We start from the raw sequence: 23198 nt of genomic DNA, 5'->3' as shown, positions 1-23198 counted from the left end.
CACTCTAGGGGCGGTGGCTTCCGGGGTCCCGGGGTTGCGCGGGCATGTTCGTGACGAGGCGTGAGGGTTTTGCGACCGTAACGGTCAGAAATCGTCGAGCCCGCCGAGCCAGGTGTCCTCGAGGTCCCCGGTGGCCTTCTCCGTGTGCCGCACCCGGAACACGGACAGGACGCGGCCCTCGCGGTGCATCGGGGTGACGCCGAGGAGCGCGAGGCGGGCGAGTCCCTGCCAGAAGAGGGATCCGGGCCCGGCGTCGAGGTCGACTCCCTCGCGTGCGAGCGCGTCGGCCCCGATGCCGAAGGCCTCGGCGACCGCGTGCGGGCTGCCGTCCTGCAGCCAGTCCCCTTCCCCGCTCCACCCGGCCCCGAACAGCCGTACGCCACTGGGGTGGTGGATGACATGGGTCCCGTACGTGGTGGGGTGGTCGACGGTCGCGGACCCGACGATCACGGCCCCGGGAAAGCGCGCGGCGAGCGCGTCGGCCTGCTCCAGGAGGACGTAGTCCCCCTCGGTGCACGCGATCGCGGGGTCGTTGACCTCGGTCACGGTGCCCCAGCAGCCGACCGAGACCAGGTCGAGGTCGGCGCGCGTGGCGAAGTCCGGACGGTCGACGGCGTCGATCCGCTCGACCTCGGCGAGCACGTCCTCGACGGCGAGCAGCGTGCCCGCGAACTCCCGGGCGCGCAGGGCGTCGTGGGCGGGCAGCGCCTCCGCCGCCGCGGGGAAGGGCGGCTGGACGAGGGTGAGCCGGAACTCCCCGTACCGGGCGATGTCCTGGTCCGCCGGGTAGTCCCAGTAGTCGTGGTGGTGGTCGGTCATCGTTACCTCCGGAGGAGAGCGGCTGGGCGCCACGGTAGCGAGACCGCCGAGCTCAGCAGGTGGTGAAGAACGCCGCGTCCGCTCCGTCGAGGACGAATCCGTTGTCGAGGCGGACCCGGACCGTCACCCGCCGCCGGGCCTTCCGGTGGGCGAGCCACGCGGGCTCCAGGGAGGCGATCTGCCCTTCGAGCCGCTTCCTGCTCTCCGGAGGCATCTGGGAGCCGAAATCGTCGAGGAGGGACGTGAGCCGCACGTACTCGCGGACGTCCGGACCCTCTTCCCGCGCGTGCTCGTCCACCCGCTCGACCGTGCCCTCCGTGCCGGCTGCCAGCGACAGGAAGCCGGCGGCCGGACCTGCCGTCTCCGGTGATCCTCCGGTCGGTTCCACCGACCCGGCCAGCCTGAGGTCCGTCACCAGCTTCACCCGTCGGCCGTCTTCGAGCACCATCGATCCTTCGTCCCTCGGTCGGGTCGTGCCGCGGCCACCGCGGCACCCTGCCGCGAGCCATTATCCGGACCCGGGGGCGCACGGCCGCGCCGGCGTCCGGAGGGGGTGGCGGACGCCGCGCGACGCGGAAGGGCCGGCGAGTCCGGGCGCGGCGGCGCCCCCCCGCGGGTCCCGTGGGCGAGCCGGGAGGGGCGGGATCGCGCCATGTGCGATTGGGGCCCGCGCGTGCCTTCCGGGACTCGGGTGGCGGCCCTATGCTCCTGCGCCGGACGTCGGGTTACCGCCGGTAAAGGGGTTGGGGCAATGAACCGCATGGGCAACTCACGACGCACCTTCGTCGCGGGCGCGGCCGCCGTGACCGGAGCGGTCGCCGCCGGGGGAGTCGCCCTCGGCACCGCACCGGCCGTCGCCGCGGAGCCGGCCGGGGCACAGACCGCGGCCGTGTTCGGCGGTGGCGTCGCGGGCCTGACCGCCGCCCACGAACTGGCCGAGCGCGGCTTCCGCGTGACCGTCTACGAGCGCCGGGCGCTGGGCGGCAAGGCCCGCTCCATGGACGTACCGGACAGCGCGCGCGGCAGCCGGCGCCCGCTCCCCGCCGAGCACGGCTTCCGGTTCATCCCCGGCATCTACCACAACCTCCCCGACACCATGCGGCGCATTCCCTTCCCCGGGAACGCCAACGGCGTCTGGGACAACCTCGTCGCCCCGGCGGAGATGTCCTTCGCCCGCACCGGCCGCGAAGACCTGCGCATCCCGCTGCCCTGGCCGGGCCACCGGCCCGCCGAGCTCACCCTCGACGAGATACGCCGCGCCCTGACCGCCCTCCTCGACACCGCCCGCTCCATCCCGCTCCACGAGACGGCGTACTTCGTCAACCGCTTCCTCGTCTTCCTGACCAGCTGCGACGAGCGGCGCAACGAGGAGTGGGAGCGGACGCCCTGGTGGGAGTTCCTGCGGGCCGCGCGGATGAGCTACGACTACCAGCGCATCCTGGCCGTCGGGCTGACCCGCAACATCGTCGCGACGAAGGCCGAGGAGGCCAGCACCCGCACGGTCGCCACCCTCCTGGAGGCCTTCGTGTTCAACGCCCTGGGACGCGGCGCGGACGGACCCCTCGACCGGATCCTGAACCTGCCCACCAACGAGGCCTGGATCGACCCCTGGGTGGCCCACCTGACCGGCCTCGGCGTGGAGTTCCGCATCGGCTGGACCCTGCGCGAGCTGTCCTACGACTCCGGAACCGGCCGGGTCGGGGCGGCTGCCGTCGAGGACCCGCAGGGCGTCCGCCGCCAGGTGACCGCCGACCACTACCTCTCCGCGATCCCGGTGGAGCACGCCCGGCGGACCTGGGGCGCGGCGCTGCGGGCGGCGGATCCGCAGCTGGCGCGGTGCGACAGGCTGGAGACGGACTGGATGACGGGCATCCAGTTCTATCTGACCGAGCACGCGCCACTGCTCGCCGGCCACGCCAACTGCATCGACTCGCCGTGGTCGTTGACGGCGATCCAGCAGGCGCGGCACTGGCCGTCCCGCGACTTCCCCGCCGACTACGGCGACGGGGCGGCCGTCGACTGCCTCTCGGTGGACATCTCGGAGTGGGACCAGCCCGGCATCCTCTACGGCAAGACGGCCAAGCAGTGCACGCGCACGGAAGTCGCCCGCGAGGTGTGGGCGCAGCTGAAGGCCGCGTTCAACGACACCGGCCGCACGGTGCTGAAGGACAGCACGCTGCATTCCTGGTTCCTCGACCCGGGCGTCGACGGCCTCGGCACCCCGAATCCGACCAACGAGGACCGGCTCCTCGTCCATCCGGTCGGCACCTTCCACAACCGGCCGCAGGCCGCCACCAGGATCCCCAACCTGTTCCTGGCCGGCGACTACGTGGCCGTCGACATCGACCTGGCGACGATGGAGGGTGCCAACGCCTCCGCCCGCCAGGCCGTGAACGCACTGCTCGACCGGACCGGCTCGACCGCCGCGCGCTGCACGGTGCACACGCTCTTCAGGGCCCCCGAGACGGAGGGGCTCAAGCGTCACGACCGGCTGCGCTACCGACTCGGCCTGCCCAACGCGCTCGACGCGGGCTGAGCCCGCACGGCGGGCCGAGGAGGGAGAAGGCGGCCGGAGCGAGGCGCTCACGGGCACGGCACCCGCGGCCGCCCGCCACACCATCCGGACCACGATCCACAACTGCCGCGTTCGACCCCGGCAGCCCCGGTCTGACCTCCGCTGTTACATCTTCACGGAATGGCCACCGAGTGATGATCGGTCAGTCCGGATGGCTTCTCAGCGGACTCGCGGCCGCCATAAGATTGCCCTGCGTGCCGGTCGACTCGCGGTGTGTGAGGCAAGGGGGCTGTTGCCTGGCGACCGGTTCCGCATCGTCGTCATCGGATCCGTGACTCATGGAATTGGGTGACCCATGCCTCCTCGGCTCGTCGGCCATCAAGGTTCACTGGCAGGACAGCAGTTCCCGATCGGCGCCACACCGCTAACCCTGGGCCGCAACGGCGACAACAGCGTGGTGATAACCGTGGGAAACGTCTCACGATTTCACGCCGAAGTGCGCCGCGAAGGCCACGGATTCGTGCTCTACGACAGCGGCAGCAGTAATGGAACGCGTGTCAACGGGAGCCGTGTGACCTCACACGAACTGCAGCCCGGAGACCTCATCGAGATCGGCACCGAGACGTTCCGCTTCGAGGCCGCCGACACGATGGAGACCATCCTCGACCTCTCCGTGCTGGCTCCGCTCACTCCCTCCGCGGCGACCCTGGCAGAGGGGTCCGTGCTGAACGTGACCGTGACGGGCGGCGGCCCCGTCGGCCTGAGTTTCGCGCTGCTCCTCGAACACCTCATGGGGCCGCGCGTGGCCGTCACCGTCTACGACGGCCGGTGGGTCCAGGACGGGTCGAAGGTCGTCTGGAAGAGCGAAGGACAGGGCAACGTCCGGCGGCAGCAGGTCGTCACCGTACAGAGCCGCCAGTACCTGAACCTGCCCGACGAGGTGCAGGCGCGGCTCTTCCGCGGCGACGCGTACACCGAAATGTGGCCGGTCGGCCCCGACTCCCTCCGCGGTCACAAGCCGAGGAACCTCCGGATCGCCTACATCGAGGACACCCTCCTCGAACTGGCCAACGAGAAGCCGGAGCGGATCCGGCTGGTTCCCGCCGTGTTCGACCCCGCCGAGTACGAAAAGGGAGACGTCCGCGACCACGTGCTCGCCGTCTGCGAGGGCGGCCGCTCCCGAACGCGCGAGCATTTCATCGACAGGTTCGGGAACGCCGACAAGTCCATCTACTCGCTGCGCGGTCAGCACGTTCAGGACGTCGTTCTGGGCCTGCGGGTCAAGTCGACCCTGACGGACCCCATGACGGTTCTGCTGACCGTGGCCCAGAACCGCTTCCTCCTCAACGCCCTTCGTGGTCAGGGATTCCTGAACATGAGGCTCACCGACGCGGAAGCCGCGGAAGTCGTCGGCATCGATCCCGTCCGCCACGTCTTCGAGGAATGCATCGCCTCCCGCCCGTGCGTCATGGGGCGGGACGACCACGGCGACTTCCAGTGCTCGACGCACAGCACCCTCTTCCTGCCCGCCATGGTCAGGGGCTCGGCCCTGTGGAAGCGGGTGCTGGAGGGGCTCGCCCTGTTCGGCGTCGCCGAGAGGGACCTGAGCGCCGTCACGGCCTTCCGGCTCGACATGGTGCAGCGGCCCAGGTTCACCACACGGCTGCGCCCGGCCACGTCGACCGGTCCGGGGACGTACGGCTTCCTGCTCGGCGACGCGGCCAACGCCATCCACTTCTGGCCCGGCCGCGGTCTCAACAGCGGACTCGGCTCGGCGATTTCGCTGGCCCGGTCCCTGAACGGAGCGTGGACCGGCAGGGCGTTCCGCGACGCCGACTTCGCGCGCCACGAGGCGGCCATGTCCATGCTCCAGTACCGGCACAAGAGCCGGGCCTGGAACACGATGATCACCACCGACGAGAACGGCGTCAGCCGCGCGATCAAGGAGAAGATCGCCCAGAGCATCGAGGAGTCGGAAGGAAAGGACCTGGACCGGAAGGCGGACACCGACGCGCTCATGGACCGGCTGCGCGGGATCCGGGACCGTCTGGCACCACGCCTTCCGGGCATGCCCGACGACGCGACCCTCCGGAACCACCTGGAGACACTCGCGTCCTCCACCCTGCGCACCCTGCTGGAGAGCGGGGCGTGGGACACCCTGATCGTCGGGGGCGAGGAGGTCGACATCGACATCTTCTACCGGCAGGACTCACCGGCCGCGACGGATCCCACGAGGGCTCCCGCCGCGAAGTGACCCCGGCGGCCGATGTGGTTGCCGACGGATCCCGGATCCCGGCCGGCGGCGGCCACGCCGGCGCCGGGACCCCGGGCAGCACGCCGGCGACCGGTGGAGCCGGAACACGTCAGCCGTCCGGGCGTAACGTCGGAACGTAGTGCGATTCTCACGGTGTGTGATGCTGGGAAGCCCGAGACGTTCCGACCGGAGAGTGGTGAGCTGATGAGCGAGACCAAGGGCGACGCCGTGGTCCTGACCGACACCGACGGTTACTACTACGTCCTGCCCAGAGAGGTCATCGAGGTGTCGCGGATCGAGAAGGCGGCACACGACCGCGTCGACCAACTGCTGGCCTCCGGCGCCTCCGGCGGGTCCGAGCGGTTTTCCTTCCGCGGCGCCATCACGCTGCCCGCCGACAGCGAGTGGACGCACTTCACGCCGAACGTGGCATGGCCGAACGTGGCTGCGCGGCCGCACCCGAACCAGATGGTGATGATGGACAAGCCGGTCATCCGCGCCGCCGGAGCAGAGTAGGCATGCTCCTCGGCCCGGCCGCGGCCGGCGGGCGCGGAGGGACCCCGCCGGTCCCGCACGAGTTCACCGTCGGCCTGCCGACCGTGGAACACCGCCATCGGGACAGCCTCGCGCGGCAGGGATGCGCGACGTTCGGCGGACTCTGGGACAGTGCGACCGCTGAGGCGCTCGCCGGGGAAGCGGCGGCGCTCTTCCCGGCCGCGGAAGCGACCGCGCGCCGGGCCGGCGGACTGATCCAGGCGACCGCGTCCGACGCGCCGCTGCTGACGAGGCTGCACTTCGCCCTGGTGCCCCTGGCAAGGGCCCTGACCGGCCGGCTGCTCGTACCGTCTTACGGCTGGTACAACTTCTACCCGAGCGACGACGCGATCTGGCTGCACGTCGACGTCGAGAAGTCCGACCTGGCGATCCTGGGCACCGTGTCGGGTGGTGTCGGCCCCCTCCACATCCACCCCGAGCTGGCCGGCCGGACCCAGGCGGAACTGGACCGGCTGCAGACCGGTCCCTCCTGGGACGCCGACAGCGGATGCCGTACGGCCTACCCGCGGCGTGGCGTCCTCGCCCTGCGCGGGCGGTCTGTACCCCACCACCGGCCGGGGCGCCCGCTGACGACCCTGGGTGCGGTCGCTGCCCTGCACTTCACGTCGTTGCTGTAGCCAGCCCCGAGAGGACGGCCGATGTCCCAGCTAGCACCCGAGATCGTCCCGCTCGATGCCACGGACCTCCTGCCCTTCGTACCGACAGCTGCCGATCGGCGGTCCTTCCGGACGCTCGGCCACGCGCATCTGGACGACCTGTGGGACACGGGCTTCCGCGACAGGCTCGCCGACGAGGCGCGCGAACGTCGCACGCACGCCCGCGTCCCGGACGCCGGGCCCCGCACTCCCGTGGAAGGGCGCCGCCGGGTCCGCAAGCCGACCCCGGCCGCCACGGGCCCGCTCCTGTCCCGGCTCCACGTCTCGATGACGGGCGTCGCCCGCACCCTGTCCGGCCGGCTCCTCGTCCCTTCGTTCTCGTCCTACGGCTACTACGAGGGTGACGACGAGGTGTTGCTCCACCTGGACACGGCGGACTGCGACGTCACCCTGCTGACCACGGCGCTGGGCCGGGTCGGGCCGCTGCACCTGCGGCCCGAGCTACGCGGCCGCGCCATGGCCGAACTGGGGCGGCTCGAGGACGACGTGACGTGGGACCGCCACGGCGGGGTCCAGGTCGACTACCCCCGCCTCGGTCTCACGGCCCTGGCCGGCAACACCGTGCCCCACAACCGACCGGGCCGGCCCATCACCGAGCCGAGCGCCGTTGCCGCCCTCTGCTACCGCGCGCTCTTCTGACCTGGCCGGGTCACGAGCGCTGCCGTGCGCCGGCCCCGATGGCGTGCTGCATCATCGGCCGGCGTCGGCCCTGTATGAGGCCGACCGCCGGGCCAGGCCTGGTGGCCCGGCCCGGCGGATCCCAGGGGCGAACAGGGATCAGTGCTCGCAGAGGGAGAACTCGCGTTCGTAGAGCTGCTCGTTGTGCTCGTCGACGAAGAACTTGCGTTCCTTCATGAGCTGTTCGCGATAGTCCCTGGCCTCTTCGAGCGTCATCGTCGAGGTGTCGGACCAGGGCTGCTGCGGTGCCACATCGGAGGTCGAGACGATCCGTTCCGACGGGTCGACCAGGAAGAACGCGAGGATCTTGCGGTGCCCCGGGCGGCTCGGGTCCGCGAGGCGGAACGAGCCGACGCGGTGCTGCAGGACGTTGGGGAACGCCAGGCAGCGGCCCGCCGGGGTCGACGCCGAGCCGAGCACCTGGTTCAGGGCGTCCGCGTCCTCCAGCCCGTACACCTCACGCAGCCCGGTGTCGTCGTTCTGCTCGTAGTGCGGGTCGTCGAGGGCCGCCCGGAAGCTCAGCCGGCTCTCCGTGATGTTCTCGCTGTCCCAGTAGTAGATGCCGGTCGAGACGATCCGCTCGTTCAGCATCCCCTCCACGTGCCAGGAGCCGCCCGCGTACTCGGGCTTGTCCGGGGTCAGGTGGATCGTGGCGAGCTTGACGATGACCTGCAGGCGGCGGCCGTGCAGGTCGACCCGGTCGCGGGCGCCGGGCACCGAGGGAGCCGTGAAGGCCGGGGCGTCGGGGACGACCGGGCGGCGGGTCTCCCACCATTCGTCCAGGGCTTCGTCGTAGGCACTGCGGGCTTCCTGGTAGGCCGCGTAGTCGCTGAAGGACGCCTTGTCCGGATACTCGGGCTCCGAGTCGTACCACCCGTAGGGATCGGCCTCGATCCGCAGCGGCCGCGGATGACGCAGATCGGTGAGCACGTTCTCCCACAGCGGGAGCATGCGCGCGAACAACTCCGGCAGGACGGCGGCCAGTTCACCGTGCGTCTCGGGGTGGACGTTGTTGACGTACGAGAGGAAGGAGACGGCACCGTCGTCACCCACCTCGACGTCCGTGGGCAACCACTGGAACCGCTCCGAGAACTCGTGCCGCGAGTAGGGGCCCGTCGGGTTCTCCCACGCCCGCTCCGGGGCCCCGCTCGCCTCGCGCACCAGGCAGAACAGCGAGGGATGCACCAGGTCCAGGACCTGACCGTCGGACCCGGGATGCCAGTCCTTGTCCGCTTCGGGAACGTCCTCCAGAACCTGAACGGCTTCGCGCAGCCGCGAGGTCAGCTCGTCGTCGATCAGGGTGTCCGAATGCCACACGCCGTCGACCGCGGACACCTCGATGCCGGTGCGCGCGTCACGCAGGGCCGCGTAGTGCGCGAGCTCGTCCAGCACGTAGCGCACCTGCGCTTCCGTGAGGCCCTGGGCGAGCGCCTCCCGCGTCCACTTGGCGACGACGGCCGCGTCGTTCCTCTTGTCGAACCACTGCGGCTTAGCCCGCAGCTGGGCGCTGCACTGCATCATCTCGAGCTCCCGCAGCGTGCGGGGCGTCGCGAACGATGCGGAACGGGATGCTTGGAAGGGCAGCGGGAACGCTGACGTGCCGGTCACTTCTGTGGGTCCTCCCCGTCGGTGTGCGGTGCCGGGAAGAATACTTCGGCGCACTGACACCGCCGCCGCGGTCCCCCGGCCGGCGCCGGTACGCGAACGGCCGCGGGCAGGCGGGCGATGGTGCCGCCGGCGCGGCGACGGCGGGACCGGTGGACCGGGGGCCGCCAGGCCGCCTCTTCCGGACCTCGGCCGGGTCCGCGGCGGCAAAGGCCTAGTCCCTGTCGTCGGACTCCCGCCTGCCCTCCGGGCGACGACGGGAGTTTGACGACAGAACCTAGAGGGAGACGAAGTCCGGGACGTCGGCGGATTCGCTGAGCTCGGCCCAGACCGTCTTGCCGTTCCGGGCGTGCCGCGTGCCCCACCGTTCGGCGAGCTGGGCCACGAGGAGCAGGCCGCGGCCGCCTTCCTCGAAGGCGCGGGCCCGGCGCAGGTGCGGGGTGGTGCTGCTGCCGTCGGACACCTCGCAGCTGAGGCCGTGGTCGTGGATCAGGCGCAACCGGATGGGGGGCCGGCCGTAGCGGATGGCGTTGGTGACCAGCTCGCTGACCACCAGTTCGGCGGTGAACTCGAGCTGCTCCAGGCCCCATCTGCCCAGCTGCCGGGAGACGTTCGACCGGGCGCCGGAGACCGACGCGGGATCCGCTTCCACGTCCCAGGTGGCGACCTGCGAGGCCCCGAGGGTGCGCGTGCGGGCCAGGAGCAGCGCGACGTCGTCGTCCGGGCGGTCGGGCAGCAGGGTTTCCAGCACCCTGTCGCAGGTGTCCTCCAGAGAGGGGGAGGGCCGGCCGAGGGCCTGCCTCAGCAGGGTGAGGCCCGTGTCGATCTCGTGGTTCCGGGCTTCGACCAGGCCGTCGGTGTAGAGGGCGACCACGCTTCCTTCGGGCAGGTCGAAGTCCGCGGCCTCGAACGGCAGGCCGCCCAGGCCCAGCGGCGGGCCGAACGGCAGGTCGAGCAGGTCGACGGTCCCGTCCGGGGTCACGACGCAGGGCAGGACGTGTCCCGCGCGCGCCATGGCGCAGCTGCCCGAGACGGGGTCGTACACCGCGTACAGGCAGGTCGCGCCGATGTCGTCGCCGGGGCCGGCGCCGGCGCCGGTGTCCAGGTCGGTGGAGGCCTCGGCGGACAGACGGACGACGACGTCGTCCAGGTGCGTGAGGAGTTCGTCGGGCGGCAGGTCGATGTCGGCCAGCGTGCGCACCGCGGTCCGCAGCCGCCCCATGGTGGCGGCGGCATGGATCCCGTGGCCGACCACGTCGCCCACGACGAGGGCCACCCGGGCTCCGGACAGCGGGATCACGTCGTACCAGTCGCCTCCCACGCCGACCGCGGCCCCGGCCGGGAGGTATCGGGAGGCGACCTCCACGGCGGACTGCCGCGCCGCCCGCCGCGGGAGCAGGCTGTGCTGCAGGGTGAGTGCCGTGGCGCGGGCGTGCGTGTAGCGGCGGGCGTTGTCGATGGCCACCGCCGCCCTGGCGGCGATCTCCTGCGCGAGGAGCAGGTCCTCGTCGTCGTACGGCTCGGGGGTGCGGTCACGGAAGAACTGGGCGACACCCAGGGTCGTCCCCCGGGCACGGAGCGGTATCACCAGCAGGGAGTGGTTCCGCACTTCACCGGCAGCCGAGGCGGAACCGCCCGGTGCCGTCGGACCGGCCGAGGACCCGGAGCCGGAAAGGTGGTGCCGGGACGGCTGCCCGGTGGTGAGGGCATCCGTCGGCGGCGAGCCGTCCCGATAGGCGTGGAGCTCGTCCGGCCGGATCGTCGACTCCCCTCGGTCGCCCTCTGCCGCGTGCCGGGCGACCCGGCGCAGCTCGAGCGGGCCGGGCGGCCGGTCGCCGTCTCCGTGGAGCGCGGCCTCGAGGAGGTCCACGGTGACGGTGTCGGCGAACTGCCCGCCGGCCACCTCCGCCAGTTCCTGGGCGGTGCGCGCGATGTCCAGCGTGGTCCCGATGCGCACGCTCGATTCGCTCACCATGGACAGCCGCCACTGCGTGCGACGGTCGCGTTCCTCCTGGAAGGCCGTGACGCCCAGCTCCGACGCGCGGTCCACGTACGTCGTCGCCATCGCGATCAGCTCGCGGGACGCGGCCGCGATCAGCTCGGCATCGCTCGTCAGCCGGGGCATCTCCTCGAGCATCCGGTCGAGGACGACCCCGTGCCCGAGCCGGAAGGCCCGCAGCATCGCGCTGACGGGCGCCCCGAGGCGGGCGAGCCGCCGGGCGCGCTCGAGATCGGCGGTCGGCGGCGGGATCTCACCCGCTTCGACGCCCCGCCGCAGGGCGCGGAGTGCCGTGGACACGTGCTCGGCGACGTTCTCCGAGGTCATGACGTCCGGATGTGCCCAGAGTTCGGGAACGTCCCGGCGCAGACGCTGCTCCACTTCGTGAGCCAGCCGGTCCGTTCTCAGGCAGAGCTCGCTTGCCGCGCGGGTCACGAGGCTGGCCGCGGTGACATCCACACCTATGACGTTACGCTGCGTCCGCCTCCGCGCATCGCAGGAAGCGGTGGCGCTGCCGCGTTCCGCGCTCCCGGGGCCGCTGCCAGGGGCGACGTCCTACCGTGCGGCGACGTGCCCGGGCCGGCTGGGCGGCGACCGTCGCCGCCAGGGCTCCGGTGTCCGCCGGGCCGGTGACTCCAGGACGGGGACGTCGGTCCGCCCGCACTCGCCGGTCCCGGGGCGGCCCGCCGGAAGGGATGCCGGCAGCGACCGCGACCGAGGGCCGCACCCCGCAGTGGGGTGCGGCCCTCGGTGCCCGTGGCTACGAGGTCCAGCCGCCGTACGGCACGGTGATCAGTTCCATGGCATGGCCCGCCGGGTCCATGAAGTACACTCCGCGGCCGCCGTCGTTGTGGTTGATCGCGCCGGGCTGTTGCCGGTGCGGGTCGGCGTAGTGCTCGATGCCGCGCTCCGTGATCCTCGCGTACGCCGCGTCGAACTCCTCCTCGGAGACGAGGAAGGCGTAGTGCTGCATGGCGATGTGCTCCGCGGGGATGGTGGCGAAGTCCAGCGTGACGCCGTTGCCGAGGGCGACCGCGACGAACGGGCCCCACTCCGCGGTGATCTCGAGATCCAGCAGGTCCGCGAAGAACCGGGCGGACTCCCGGTTGTCCCGGGCATGGATGATGGTGTGGTTCAACTCGACTGACAAGGAATGCCTCCGAAGGCATCTCCTGACACCTCCATGCCTCACCCAGCCGGTGACCGGCACGCGATGTCACGGTGGATCCTATCCGCTGTCGTCCACGAACGGGGCCGTCCGCGCTACTTGTTGACGGTGAAGCCCTGGTCGTTGCCGTACTTCACGCTCGCCTCCTGCCAGGCCTTGAGGCCGTCGGAGAGCGTGGTCGGGGAGACGTAGGCCTTGCCGACGGTGTCGTTGAAGATCGAGTTGGCGTACACCTGGTACGGCAGGTAGGACCAGTCGGCGCCGACGTTCTGCGCGGCCTCGGCGAAGATCCGGTTGGCCTTCTGGCCACCGAAGTAGGGGAACTCGGTGTCGAGGAAGGCCTTGGACTCCAGGTCGGCGCGGGTCGCGGGGAAGGCGCCGGCCGCCACACGGGAGCTCGCGCCCGCGCCGGTCGTGGCGAACTCGGCGAAGGCGTAGGCGAGTTCCTTGTTCTTGGCGGCCTTCGGGACGGCGAGCGAGCTGCCGCCGTTCTCGGCGCCGGCCTTGGCGCCGGCCTTCCACTGCGGCAGCGGGGCGACGCGCCAGTCGCCGGAGGCGGTCGCGACGCCGGAGGTGAAGTTGGCCGGCATCCAGGCGCCGGTGGACAGCGTGGCGATGGAGCCGTCGGCGAGGCCCTTGTACCAGGCGTCGCTCCAGGAGCTGATGGGCGCGACCAGCTTCTCGTCGAGGAGCTTCTGCCAGGTGGCGGTGTAGGTCCTGGTGCCCTCGTCGCCGAAGTCGATGGTGACGTTCGTGCCGTCGGTCTTGTACGGGTGGCCGCCGGCCTGCCAGATCAGGCTGGTGGTGGCACCGGCGTCGCCGGTGTCGTTGGTGATGAAGACCTTCGGGTCGGCCTTGTGGAGGGTGCGGGCGGCCTCCACGTACTCGTCCCAGGTCGTGGGGACCTTGACGCCGTGCTTGTCGAAGACCTTCTTGTTGTAGAAGAACGCCATCGGGCCGGAGTCCATCGGCAGGGCGTAGACGGACGTGTCCTGGTGGACGGCGTTCCAGGGGCCGGGCGTGAAGCTGGTGGCGTGCTTCTGCGCACCGTACGGAGCGAGGTCCTCGACGGACTTGCCGATGGTGAACTGGCCGAGGGCGTAGTACTCGACCTGGGCCACGTCGGGGGCGCCCGAGCCGGCCGCTATCGCGTTCTGCAGGGCGGTGTACTGCTTGTCGCTGGTGCCCGCGTTCACCAGCTCGACGTCGACCTCGGGGTACTTCTTCTCGAAGTCCTCCACCACCTTCTCGAGCGTGGGCTCCCACGCCCACACGGTCACCTTGCCGCCCTTCTCCAGCGCGGCCGCGACGTCCTTCGGGCCGGTCGCGCCGGAGCCGCCGTCCGCGGCGTCGGAACCGCAGGCGGTGGCCGTCAGCGTGAGGGCGGAGACCGCGGCGAGCGCGCCGAGGAGTCTGCGGGTGGTGTGGCTTCGCATGGGATGTGCTCCTGGAGGGTGATGAGGGTGACGTGCGTGGGACGAACCGTGAGGAGGAGGGTTCAGGAGGGTCGGACGGGTGCGGTCATTCCTTGACGCTCCCCGCGGCCAGGCCGGACTGCCAGTACCGCTGGAGCAGCAGGAAGACCGCCACGATCGGGACGATCGTGAGCAGGGAGCCGGTGATGATGAGGTCGAAGACGGCCTCGCCGCCGGCGGTCTGGGCCTGGGCGTTCCAGGCGTCGAGCCCGAGGGTGAGCGGGTACCAGTCGGGGTCCTTGATCATGATCAGCGGCAGGAAGTAGTTGTTCCAGGTCGCGACCATCGAGAAGAGCAGCACCGTGACCGCGCCGGGCGTCAGCAGCGGCAGCGCGATGGTGCGGAAGGTGCGCAGCTCGCCGGAGCCGTCGATGCGCGCGGCCTCCAGGAGTTCCCTCGGCACCGCTTCGGCGGCGAACACCCACATCAGGTAGAGCCCGAAGGGGGAGATGAGCGACGGGACGATGACGGCCCAGGGGGTGTTCGTCAGGCCCATCTTGCTGAACATCAGGAAGGTGGGCACGGCGAGCGCCGTGCCGGGGACGGCCACCGCTCCGATGACGACCGCGAAGACGGCCTTGCGGCCGGGGAAGTCGTACGTGGCGAGGGCGTAGCCGCCCAGGACGGCCAGGACCGTGGCGCCGCCCGCGCCGACGGCCACGTACAGCAGGGTGTTGAGCAGCCAGCGGACGAAGACGCCGTCGTCGTAGGTGAGTGTGCGGGAGACGTTGTCCCACAGGTTGAAGTCGTCGGCGAACCAGAGTCCGAAGGAGTCGAGCAGTCCCTTCTGGTCCTTGGTGGCGTTGACGACCAGCCAGGCCAGGGGGAGCAGGGTGTAGACGAGGACGAGTCCGGTGACGAGGGTCAGCGGGATGCTCGGGCGGGGGTTGAGCGGGGTGTGGGGGCGCCGGCGGCGCTTCGCCGCGGCGGCGGGCGCCGGGGCGGCGGACCGCGCGGTGGATCCGGACGTCGGCTCGGTGAGGGAGGTGGTCATGGCTCAGCCCTTCCGCATGCCGCGCAGCTGGACCGCGTAGGCGATGATCGCGGTGACGACGCCCATCAGGATGGCGACGGTCGCCGCGTAGTTGTGCTGCTGTCCCGAGAAGGACAGCGAGTAGGTGTAGACGTTGGGGGTGAAGTCGCTGGTGATCGCGTTGGGTGCGAGCTTCTGCAGGATGCTGGGCTCGTTGAAGAGCTGGAAGCTGCCGATGATCGAGAAGATCGTGGCGATGACCAGTGAGCTGCGGATCGCCGGCAGCTTGATCGAGGCCACGACGCGCCACTCGCCGGCACCGTCGATGGCGGCGGCCTCGTAGAGCGAGCGGGGCACGACCTTGAGCGCCGAGTAGAAGATCAGCATGTTGTAGCCGACGAACTCCCAGGTCACGATGTTGCCGATGGAGGCGAGGACCAGGGAGGGAGAGAGCGGGTCGGGCAGGGTGATGCCGAAAGCGTCGTCGATGTTGCCGACCAGGCCGAACCGCGTGCCGTACATGAAGCCCCAGATGAGGCTGGCGACGACGGCGGGCACCGCGTACGGGAGGAAGACCGACACCCGGAAGAAGGACCTGCCGTAGAGCCGGCCGCTGTCGACGGCGAGCGCGACGAGGAGCGCGATGCCCAGCATGATGGGCACCTGGACCAGGAGGAAGAGGCCGACCCGGGTCAGCCCCTCCCAGAAGCGGGCGTCGGTCAGCGCCTCGCCGTAGTTGTCGAGACCCACGAAGGAGGTGCCGCCGATGAGCCGGTCCTTGAACAGGCTCAGGTACAGCGCGTACCCGATCGGAGCGAGGAAGACGAGACCGAAGACCGCGACGAACGGGCCGGCGAAGCCCCAGCCCACGAGGCCCTCCTTGCGCAGCCGGAGGCGTGGTCGTGACCGGGGCGGCGGTGCGGCCGCGGCGCGCGTCGACAGGGTCGTCATGGAGTGGGTCCTAGCGTCGGTGACCGAGCGGTCCGGAGGCGAGCGAGAAACGAGAGCCCGAGGGCCGGAGAACGGCCCGGCAGGGGCTGGCCGACAAGAAATGTTTACGTAATCATCGGTAGCGTGATGGTGGCACTCCCGTCCGGGAGCGTCAAGCACGGAACGGCAGTCACATGAGAGGGATTCGGGTGGCGGAGCAGGACGCGACCGGTCGGCAGGCGGCGGACCGGTCCGGAGGCCGACGAGGAGTGAGAGGACGGCCACGGCGCGTCTCCATGGCGGACGTGGCGCAGCTCGCGGGGGTCTCCTCGCAGACCGTCTCCCGTGTCTCCAACGGCGACCCGGCCGTCGTCGAGGGCACCCGCCAGAAGGTCCTCGACGCCATGAAGGAGCTCGGCTACCGGCCCAACAGCGCCGCCCGGGCCCTCAAGCGCGGTGAGTTCCGCGCCATCGGCGTCATCACGATGGGGCTGTCGAGCACCGGCAACGTGCGCACCCTGGAGGCCATCGCGGGGTCCGCCTCCCGCGCCGGGTACGCGGTCACCCTCATCCCGCTCGACGCCCCGACCCAGGACAACGTGCGCGGGGCCTTCACACGGCTCGACGAACTCGCCGTGGACGCCGTGGTCCTCATCATGGAGGTGCGCCTCCTCGACACGGCCGCGCTGAGGCTTCCGCCGCACGTCAAGGTGGTCGTGGTGGACTCCGACGCGACCGGGCGCTTCCCCGTCGTCGACACCGACCAGCGGCAGGGCGCGCGCAGTGCCGTGCGGTACCTGCTCGACCTCGGGCACGAGACGGTGTGGCACCTGGCAGGTCCCGAGGAGTCCTTCGCCGCGGGGCGCCGTGCCGAGGCCTGGGAGGCGGCGCTGCGCGAGGAGGGGCGGAGGGTGCCCGCGCTGCTGCGGGGCGACTGGACGCCCGAGTCCGGGTACGAGGCGGGGCTGGCGCTCGCGGAGGAGGACGGCTGCACCGCGGTCTTCGTCGCCAACGACCAGATGGCCCTCGGCGTGCTGCGGGCCTTCCACGAGCGGGGCGTCCGGGTTCCCCAGGACGTCAGCGTCGTCGGCTTCGACGACATCGCCGAGGCGTCGTCCTTCATCCCGCCCCTGACGACGGTCCGTCAGGACTTCGGCCAGGTCGGGGAGCTCTGCGTCGACGCCGCCCTCAGGGAGCTGCGCGGCGAGACGGTGACGGGCGTGCGGCTGGTGCCGACGAGCCTGGTGGAGCGGGCCAGCACGGCGGCGCCGCGCGAGGACGGTCAGCCCCGCTGAGGACGGAGCCCGTCGTCGCGAGCGCCGGCCCTGCGCCGCCCCGGTACCGGTGAGGGGCGGGCGGAGGTGCCCGGGCGCCGGGGCGCGCCGGGCACAGTGGGCGGCGCCGGGCCGCCCGGGCCCGGGAAGCCCGCCAGGTTGCCCCGTACCGGTGGGCGGCGCCGGGGCGCGCCGTACCGGTGAGTCGCGCCGGGTTGCCCCGTACCAGTGGGCGGCGCCGGGTCGCCCCGTATCAGTGAGTGGCGCCGGGCCGCCCGGGCACGGGAAGCCCGCCAGGTTGCCCCGTACCGGTGAGCGGCGCCGGGGCGCGCCGGCCCCAGTGAACGGCGCGCGGTCGCGCCGGTCTCAGGAAGCGGCGCCCGGGCGCGGTGGTGCCGTGCTGGAGCGGACGACGAGGACGGGTTCCACCGCCCTCGTCGTCGGCCCGCCCGTGCGCCCCTCGATCTGGTCGAGCAGCAGGGCGACGCAGTGCCGGCCGACCACTTCGAAGTCCTGGTGGACCGTGGTGAGCGGGGGATGGAGGTACGCGGCCTCGGCGATGTCGTCGAAGCCCGCCACGCTGATGTCGCCCGGGATGTCCCGGCCGGACTCGTGCAGGGCGCGCATGAGACCGAGTGCCATCTGGTCGTTGGCCGCGAAGACGGCGGTGACCTCGGGGCGGCGGGCGAGGCCGAGACCGGCCCGGTAGCCCGACTCGGCCGACCAGTCCCCGTGGACCAGCGGCGGCACGGGCGCGCCGGCGTCGGTGAGCGTACGGCGCCAGGCCTCCGCCCTGCGCCCGGCCGCGAACGAGTCCGGTGGTCCCGCAAGATGCCAGACGGTGCGGTGGCCGAGGCCGAGCAGGTGGGCGACCACGCTGTGCGCGCCGTGGGCCTGGTCGAAGTCGACGTGGGGGTAGCGGTGGCCGGTGTCGCCGTCGGCGACGACGACGGGCATGGCGGGCGGCAGCTGGAGCGAGGGCGTGTCCAGCATCTGCGACTCGATGAGGACGATGCCGTCCACGGACTGCAGCATCAGATGCCGGAAGGCGCGTCGGACGGCGGCCTCGGTCTGGGCGCGCACACCCATGAAGTTCACGGAGAAGTCGGCCTCGCGGGCCGCGTCGGCGATGGCGGCGAGCGTACGGGCGTTGCCGTGCCAGCCCACGTCGAAGCTGACGACGCCGAGGGCACCGAACCGGCCGGTGACCAGGGCACGTGCCGCCGTGTTGGGGCGGTAGCCCAGCTCCTGCATGGCGGAGAGCACTTTGGCGCGGGTGGCGGAGTCCACGTTGTCCTTGTTGTTCGCCACCCGGGACACGGTCTGCGAGGAGACGCCGGCCAGGGTGGCGACCTCGGCCATGGAGGGCCACTGCCGGACCGCTCGGGAGCGGGGCGACCGTGTGCGTTTCTGCGTCGCCATCCACGCGCCTTTCGTCGGGAGAACCCGTCCTCGGAGACGGGTCCTCAGGAGAACGAGTCCTCGGGAACAAGGGCCGACCGCGCGTGCGGGCAACCGTACTCGGTGAATGTTGACGCAAACATGAAACGGGGTCAAACGGTGCCCGAGTCTCGCCCGGCGGCTTGACATGCTTGATTCACCCCTTCCAGACTCTCCTCCGAACCGCCCGTGTTAACGCGAACATGGCGGGGTGGCAGCGTCACACGACACCTCGGCGGGAACACGGCGGCCGCCTTCGGCCGCGGCGCGTGGACGGCTTCCGGCGTCGCACGGTACGACCTCCGACCGGCTCGGGTCCTCCGTCCCAGGGCCCGTGCCTCCACCCGCACCCACCAGGGAGCAGTACGTGTCGACCCCACCCGCCCGGACACCCTCCGGGCCGCGCCGCCGCGGGCGGCTGCGCGACCTCGCCGCCGCCGCGCTGCTCGTCCCCGCCCTCCCCGCGGTCGCCCTGGCCCCGGCCGCCCCGGCCGCCGCGGTGACGACGGCCTCGCCCGAGGCGCGCACCGTCCGCCCCGACCCGGGCTACCAGCAGCCGGCCTTCGAGGGCTGGGGCACCGCCCTCGTCTGGTTCGCCAACGTGACCGGCGGCTGGCCCGACGCCCAGCGCACCGCACTCGCCGACGCCCTCTACGGCTCCGACGGCCTGGGCTTCACCATCGCCCGTTACAACATCGGCGGCGGCGACAGCCCCGAGACCACGCCGTACATGCGACCCGGCGGCGCCGTGCCCGGCTACTGGAACCGGCCCGGCGCGGAGAGCCCCGACTGGTGGGACCCCGGCAACCCGGCCCACTGGAACGACCAGGCCGATGCCAACCAGCGCTGGTGGCTGACGGCCGCCAAGGCGCGCGGTGCGACCACCTTCGAGGCGTTCTCGAACTCGGCCCCGTACTTCATGACCAACAGCGGTCTGGTCTCCGGCTCCGTCGACGGCTCCTCGGACAACCTCCGCTCCGACCAGTACGAGCGCTTCGCCGCCTACCTCGCCGGCTCCCTGCGCCGGGCCGAGCAGGGCTCCGGCGTCACCTTCACCTCGCTCTCCCCGGTCAACGAGCCCACCGCGACCTACTGGAAGGCCGGCGGGCGACAGGAGGGCTCCCACTGGGACCCCGCCTCCACGGCCAGGATCGTCAGCGCGCTGCGTGCCGCCCTGGACGCCGACGGCAGGTCCACCAGGATCTCCGCCATGGACGACTTCGGCCCGGACGCCGCGCGCCGGCAGTGGCAGCAGTTCCCGTCGGCCGTCCGGGACGCCGTCGGGCGGATCAACGTCCACACGTACAACACGGACGGGCGCACCGGCGTCCGGGACGTCGCCAAGGGGGAGAACACGCCCCTCTGGATGTCGGAGAACGACGTCGGCGGCAGCGTCGGCCAGAGCTTCACCGACATGCGGCCGGGTCTCGACCTCGCGGACAGGATCACCACCGACATCCGGCAGCTGGAGCCCAGCGCCTGGGTGCTCTGGCAGGCGGTCGAGGACTACGAGAACATGACCCCGGCGCACGAGAACTCCAACTGGGGCCTGATCCAGACCGACTTCACCCCGGCGGACGCCGCCACCGAACCCCTGCGCAAGAACAAGAAGTACTGGACCATGGCCCAGTACTCGCGGTTCGTGCGGCCCGGCGCCCACGTGATCGCCACGGACGACCCCGACACCCTCGCGGCGATCCGCCCCGGCGGCCAGGGTCTCGTCCTCGTACACGTCAACCGTGCCGGCACCGCCCGCGACCTCACCCTCGACCTGGGCGGCTTCCAGGTCGCCGGCGGCACCGTCGAGCGCTACACGACCGACGCCACGCGGAACGTCGCGCGCGGCACGGACCTCGCCGTGTCCGGGAAGACCCTGCGGGCCACCGTCGGCGCCGGTTCCGTCACGACCTTCGTGCTGCCGGGCGTCACGGGGGTGAACCCCGATGCCACCGGAGCACCCACTGGAGCGCCCCGGCAGCTGCTCAACGACAACAGTGGCAAGGCCTTCGCCGTCGCGACCGCGGGCGGCAAGGAGACTCTGGTGCAGCGGACCTCCAACCCCGCCGACCCCGCGCAGCAGTGGACCTTCACCAAGGCCGACGCAAGCGACTGGCGCAGCACGGCCGCCTATCGCGTGACCAGCGTCAAGACCGGAAAGGCCCTCACCGTCACGGCCGGCGCCCTCGGCTTCGCCGCCCCCGGCACCGGTACCGACCAGCAGTGGATGCGCTCGACCGGCGGCGACGGGCACGCGACCCTGGTCAACAGCGCTTCCGGCCTCCTCCTGGACGTCGCCGGCGAGTCGACGGCCGACGGCGCCGCCGTGGGCGTCTACCGGCCGACCGCCGGGACCAACCAGTCCTGGACCTTCCGGAACACCGCGCCCGACGCCTGGAAGTCCCCGGTCTTCCGGCACAGCGGCAAGTGCCTCGACGTGACCGGCGTGTCGGCCGCCGACGGCGCGACCGTCGTGCAGTACGCCTGCAACGGCGGCGCCAACCAGCAGTGGGCGCTCCGGCCGACGGCCACCGGATACGTGAACGTGGTCGCGCGGCACAGCGGCAAGTGCCTCGACGTCAGCGGGGCCTCGGCCGCCGACGGCGCCCAGGTCTTCCAGTACGCCTGCAACGGCGGCCGGAACCAGGAGTGGGCGGTGCTGCCCACCGACGGCGGACACGTCACGCTGATGGCCCGGCACAGCGGCAAGTGCCTGGACGTGGAGGGCGGTTCGAGCGCGGACGGCGTGCTCGTCCGGCAGTACGCCTGCAACGGAGGCGCCAACCAGCAGCTGCGCTTCGGCTGACGAGCGGCGGGCGCGTAGGGGCCGGGCAGCGACCACGTGGTCGCTGCCCGGCCCCCGAGGCGTCACCTGATCCGTCAGGAGGTGTCCCTCACTCCTCCGTGGGACCGAGGTCGGCCGCCTCGCGGAAGTCGACGGTGTGGGCCCGGTGCGCGGCATGGAGTTCGAGCACCACGACCTCGTTCGTCCCGGCGCGCAGCACCGGTGCCGGTACGTACAGCGACTGCTGCGGGCCCCGGGACCAGTAGCGGCCGAGCGGGAAGCCGTTGACCCACGCGTTGCCCTTGGTCCAGCCGTCGAGGTGCAGGAAGGTGTCGGCCGGCCCGGCGAGCTCGAACGTGCCGCGGTGGAAGGTCGGTCCGAGAGGGGACCGCGCGGTGGTGGTGAAGGGGATGCCGTCCAGTGCGGTGAGCGGGAGCGGACGGCTGGTCCAGCCGACGAGCTCGGAGCCGTCCAGAAGAACCTTCCCCAGCAGTCCCTTGCGGTCGTGGATGCCCTGCCCGTAGTTCACCCGGCCCTGGTTCTCGACCAGGATCCGCAGCGTCGCGCCGGCCCGGGGCGCCTGGAAGGCCAGCGCGTGCTCGTGGTTCTCCCGCTCCAGGACGCCCACGGGCTGCCCGTCGACGAAGACCTGCGCACGGTCGCGCACGCGCTCGACCTCGAGGAGCGCCGGACCCACCACGGGGAGCACGGTCTCGTAGAGGACGAACCCGAAGTCCTGCTCCAGTTCCTCCATGGTGAGGGGGCGGAGGGACTCGGTGCCGGGTGCGAGCCCCGCGGCATGGTCGAGCAGCGCCGCGCTCTCGGTGAGCCGGACGGCCGGCACGGCCAGCTTGGGGCCGGGCGCCGGCACGGGCTCGTCCGGCACCGGCGCGTACTTGGCGATGACCTCGCGGAAGGCGGTGTACTTCGCGGTCGGGTCGCCGGCCTCGTCGAGCGGCGAGTCGTAGTCGTACGAGGTGACGGTGGGCCGGTAGGTGTGCTTGTCGTTGGCGCCGTTGGTGAAGCCGAAGTTGGTGCCGCCGTGGAACATGTAGAAGTTGACCGAGGCGCCGGTCGCGAGCAGTTCGTCGAGCTCGCGCGCCGCCTCGTCGGGATCGCGGACCACGTGGCGGGCACCCCAGCGGTCGAACCAGCCGATCCAGAACTCCGAGGTCATCAGCGGCCCTTCCGGGCGCTTCGCGCGCAGCTCGGCGAGGTGTTCGGCGGAGCGGCTGCCGAAGTTGGCGGTGGCGAGGACGCCGGGGAGGGCGCCGCGCTCCAGGTCGACGGGCTGGTCGCAGGTGAAGAGGGGGACGTCGACGCCACAGCGCCGCAGGGAGTCGGCGATGTGCTCCATGTACGCGGTGTCGTCGCCGAACGCGCCGTACTCGTTCTCCACCTGCAAGGCCAGGACCGGCCCGCCGCGCGGGGCGAGGTGGGGCAGGAGCGGGGTGAGCAGGCGGTCGAAGTAGTCGTCCACGGCCGCGAGGAAGCGCGGGTCGCGGGAGCGCAGCCGGATGCCGGGCTCGGCGAGCAGCCAGGAGGGCAGACCGCCGCCCTCCCACTCGGCGCAGATGTACGGGCCGGGGCGCAGTAGCACGTGCAGCCCCTCGGCGGCGGCCAGTTCGACGAACCGCGGCAGGTCGAGGCCCCCGTCCATGACGAAGCGGTCGGGGCGCGGCTGGTGGAGGTTCCACGGGACGTACGTCTCCACGGTGTTGAGGCCCATGAGCCGGGCCTTGCGCAGCCGGTCGGCCCACTGCCCGGGGTGGACGCGGAAGTAGTGCAGCCCGCCGGACAGGAGCCGGAAGGGTTGGCCGTCGAGCAGGAATCCGGCCTGGTCTGTCTGGAGAACGGGCATGAGCGTGGTGCTCCTGTGCTCGGGAGGGGACGGGGGCGAGGCGTGGTCTCGACGCACATGTTTACGTAAACATATCCGTCCTGGCAAGCCTCGCCCTGCCGGATCCCGGGCGAGGCCTCCGCGGGGATCCGGCCGCGCGTCCTTACCGGCGTCCGGCGGTCATGCTGTTGCGGTCGAGTGCCGTGCCCCCGGTGAGCGGGCGGCGGGTTCCGCT

17 protein-coding genes are annotated in these 23198 nt (G+C 71.8%); 7 read left to right on the top strand and 10 right to left on the bottom strand.

Annotation, left to right across the window (positions count from 1 at the left end):
- Window positions 1-84 precede the first annotated feature (84 nt).
- Both ACFY8W_RS02005 and ACFY8W_RS02000 read right to left on the bottom strand, forming a co-directional pair.
- On the bottom strand, window positions 85-819 hold the full coding sequence (locus ACFY8W_RS02005; RefSeq protein ID WP_391098997.1) for a DUF6333 family protein: 735 nt from the start codon (window positions 817-819) through the stop codon (window positions 85-87).
- Window positions 820-871: 52 nt separating this feature from the next.
- Window positions 872-1267, bottom strand: coding sequence for a hypothetical protein (locus ACFY8W_RS02000; RefSeq protein ID WP_391098995.1), 396 nt, complete (start codon window positions 1265-1267; stop codon window positions 872-874).
- 312 nt (window positions 1268-1579) lie between these two features.
- Between ACFY8W_RS02000 and ACFY8W_RS01995 the strand changes: the two genes are divergently transcribed.
- From ACFY8W_RS01995 to ACFY8W_RS01975, 5 genes are all read left to right on the top strand, one after another.
- Window positions 1580-3355: an FAD-dependent oxidoreductase gene (locus ACFY8W_RS01995; protein WP_391098994.1), complete on the top strand. Its 1776-nt coding sequence runs from the start codon at window positions 1580-1582 to the stop codon at window positions 3353-3355.
- Window positions 3356-3689: 334 nt separating this feature from the next.
- Window positions 3690-5588, top strand: a complete 1899-nt coding sequence (locus ACFY8W_RS01990) for an FHA domain-containing protein (RefSeq protein WP_391098991.1) — start codon at window positions 3690-3692, stop codon at window positions 5586-5588.
- 204 nt (window positions 5589-5792) lie between these two features.
- Window positions 5793-6104 (top strand): hypothetical protein, encoded by a 312-nt coding sequence (locus ACFY8W_RS01985; RefSeq protein WP_391098989.1) that lies wholly within the window; start codon window positions 5793-5795, stop codon window positions 6102-6104.
- A gap of 2 nt (window positions 6105-6106) precedes the next feature.
- Entirely contained in the window at window positions 6107-6760 is a 654-nt protein-coding gene (locus ACFY8W_RS01980) for a hypothetical protein (protein ID WP_391098987.1), read from the top strand.
- Between the two features lie 21 nt (window positions 6761-6781).
- Window positions 6782-7438 (top strand): hypothetical protein, encoded by a 657-nt coding sequence (locus ACFY8W_RS01975; RefSeq protein ID WP_391098985.1) that lies wholly within the window; start codon window positions 6782-6784, stop codon window positions 7436-7438.
- A gap of 138 nt (window positions 7439-7576) precedes the next feature.
- Here the strand turns inward: ACFY8W_RS01975 and ACFY8W_RS01970 are convergent, their stop codons facing one another.
- The 6 genes from ACFY8W_RS01970 to ACFY8W_RS01945 form a co-directional block, all read right to left on the bottom strand.
- Window positions 7577-9085, bottom strand: coding sequence for a DUF4246 family protein (locus ACFY8W_RS01970; protein ID WP_391098982.1), 1509 nt, complete (start codon window positions 9083-9085; stop codon window positions 7577-7579).
- Window positions 9086-9359: 274 nt separating this feature from the next.
- The gene (locus ACFY8W_RS01965; protein ID WP_391098980.1) at window positions 9360-11408 is read right to left on the bottom strand and encodes a SpoIIE family protein phosphatase; all 2049 of its coding nucleotides are present in this window, start codon (window positions 11406-11408) and stop codon (window positions 9360-9362) included.
- A 433-nt stretch (window positions 11409-11841) separates the two neighbouring features.
- On the bottom strand, window positions 11842-12231 hold the full coding sequence (locus ACFY8W_RS01960; RefSeq protein WP_391098977.1) for a VOC family protein: 390 nt from the start codon (window positions 12229-12231) through the stop codon (window positions 11842-11844).
- Between the two features lie 113 nt (window positions 12232-12344).
- Window positions 12345-13685, bottom strand: a complete 1341-nt coding sequence (locus tag ACFY8W_RS01955; protein ID WP_391098975.1) for an extracellular solute-binding protein — start codon at window positions 13683-13685, stop codon at window positions 12345-12347.
- A gap of 85 nt (window positions 13686-13770) precedes the next feature.
- A complete protein-coding gene (locus ACFY8W_RS01950) occupies window positions 13771-14718 on the bottom strand; it encodes an ABC transporter permease subunit (RefSeq protein ID WP_391098972.1) in 948 nt (315 codons plus the stop codon).
- Window positions 14719-14721: 3 nt separating this feature from the next.
- Window positions 14722-15648, bottom strand: a complete 927-nt coding sequence (locus ACFY8W_RS01945) for an ABC transporter permease subunit (protein ID WP_391098970.1) — start codon at window positions 15646-15648, stop codon at window positions 14722-14724.
- 275 nt (window positions 15649-15923) lie between these two features.
- Here ACFY8W_RS01945 and ACFY8W_RS01940 point away from each other — a divergent pair, with 275 nt between their 5' ends.
- Entirely contained in the window at window positions 15924-16922 is a 999-nt protein-coding gene (locus ACFY8W_RS01940; protein ID WP_391098967.1) for a substrate-binding domain-containing protein, read from the top strand.
- A 345-nt stretch (window positions 16923-17267) separates the two neighbouring features.
- Here ACFY8W_RS01940 and ACFY8W_RS01935 read toward each other — a convergent pair whose 3' ends face one another.
- On the bottom strand, window positions 17268-18263 hold the full coding sequence (locus ACFY8W_RS01935; RefSeq protein WP_391101663.1) for a substrate-binding domain-containing protein: 996 nt from the start codon (window positions 18261-18263) through the stop codon (window positions 17268-17270).
- 445 nt (window positions 18264-18708) lie between these two features.
- Here ACFY8W_RS01935 and ACFY8W_RS01930 point away from each other — a divergent pair, with 445 nt between their 5' ends.
- Window positions 18709-21144: an RICIN domain-containing protein gene (locus ACFY8W_RS01930; RefSeq protein ID WP_391098964.1), complete on the top strand. Its 2436-nt coding sequence runs from the start codon at window positions 18709-18711 to the stop codon at window positions 21142-21144.
- A gap of 88 nt (window positions 21145-21232) precedes the next feature.
- Here the strand turns inward: ACFY8W_RS01930 and ACFY8W_RS01925 are convergent, their stop codons facing one another.
- The gene (locus ACFY8W_RS01925) at window positions 21233-22984 is read right to left on the bottom strand and encodes a beta-galactosidase (protein ID WP_391098962.1); all 1752 of its coding nucleotides are present in this window, start codon (window positions 22982-22984) and stop codon (window positions 21233-21235) included.
- Window positions 22985-23198 lie beyond the last annotated feature (214 nt).

The sequence above is a fragment of the Streptomyces sp. NPDC012637 genome, from assembly GCF_042954805.1.
In the GTDB taxonomy this organism is placed as follows: Bacteria; Actinomycetota; Actinomycetes; order Streptomycetales; family Streptomycetaceae; genus Streptomyces.
This window is presented reverse-complemented; position numbering and strand designations above follow the sequence as displayed.

Excerpts from the sequence above, each read along its gene's own strand:
- ACFY8W_RS02005 (WP_391098997.1), bottom strand. The coding sequence starts at position 819 with ATGACCGACCACCACCACGACTACTGGGACTACCCGGCGGACCAGGAC.
- ACFY8W_RS02000 (WP_391098995.1), bottom strand. The coding sequence starts at position 1,267 with ATGGTGCTCGAAGACGGCCGACGGGTGAAGCTGGTGACGGACCTCAGG.
- ACFY8W_RS01995 (WP_391098994.1), top strand. The coding sequence starts at position 1,580 with ATGGGCAACTCACGACGCACCTTCGTCGCGGGCGCGGCCGCCGTGACC.
- ACFY8W_RS01990 (WP_391098991.1), top strand. The coding sequence starts at position 3,690 with ATGCCTCCTCGGCTCGTCGGCCATCAAGGTTCACTGGCAGGACAGCAG.
- ACFY8W_RS01985 (WP_391098989.1), top strand. The coding sequence starts at position 5,793 with ATGAGCGAGACCAAGGGCGACGCCGTGGTCCTGACCGACACCGACGGT.
- ACFY8W_RS01980 (WP_391098987.1), top strand. The coding sequence starts at position 6,107 with ATGCTCCTCGGCCCGGCCGCGGCCGGCGGGCGCGGAGGGACCCCGCCG.
- ACFY8W_RS01975 (WP_391098985.1), top strand. The coding sequence starts at position 6,782 with ATGTCCCAGCTAGCACCCGAGATCGTCCCGCTCGATGCCACGGACCTC.
- ACFY8W_RS01965 (WP_391098980.1), bottom strand. The coding sequence starts at position 11,408 with ATGACCTCGGAGAACGTCGCCGAGCACGTGTCCACGGCACTCCGCGCC.
- ACFY8W_RS01955 (WP_391098975.1), bottom strand. The coding sequence starts at position 13,685 with ATGCGAAGCCACACCACCCGCAGACTCCTCGGCGCGCTCGCCGCGGTC.
- ACFY8W_RS01950 (WP_391098972.1), bottom strand. The coding sequence starts at position 14,718 with ATGACCACCTCCCTCACCGAGCCGACGTCCGGATCCACCGCGCGGTCC.
- ACFY8W_RS01945 (WP_391098970.1), bottom strand. The coding sequence starts at position 15,648 with ATGACGACCCTGTCGACGCGCGCCGCGGCCGCACCGCCGCCCCGGTCA.
- ACFY8W_RS01940 (WP_391098967.1), top strand. The coding sequence starts at position 15,924 with ATGGCGGACGTGGCGCAGCTCGCGGGGGTCTCCTCGCAGACCGTCTCC.
- ACFY8W_RS01935 (WP_391101663.1), bottom strand. The coding sequence starts at position 18,263 with ATGGCCGAGGTCGCCACCCTGGCCGGCGTCTCCTCGCAGACCGTGTCC.
- ACFY8W_RS01925 (WP_391098962.1), bottom strand. The coding sequence starts at position 22,984 with ATGCCCGTTCTCCAGACAGACCAGGCCGGATTCCTGCTCGACGGCCAA.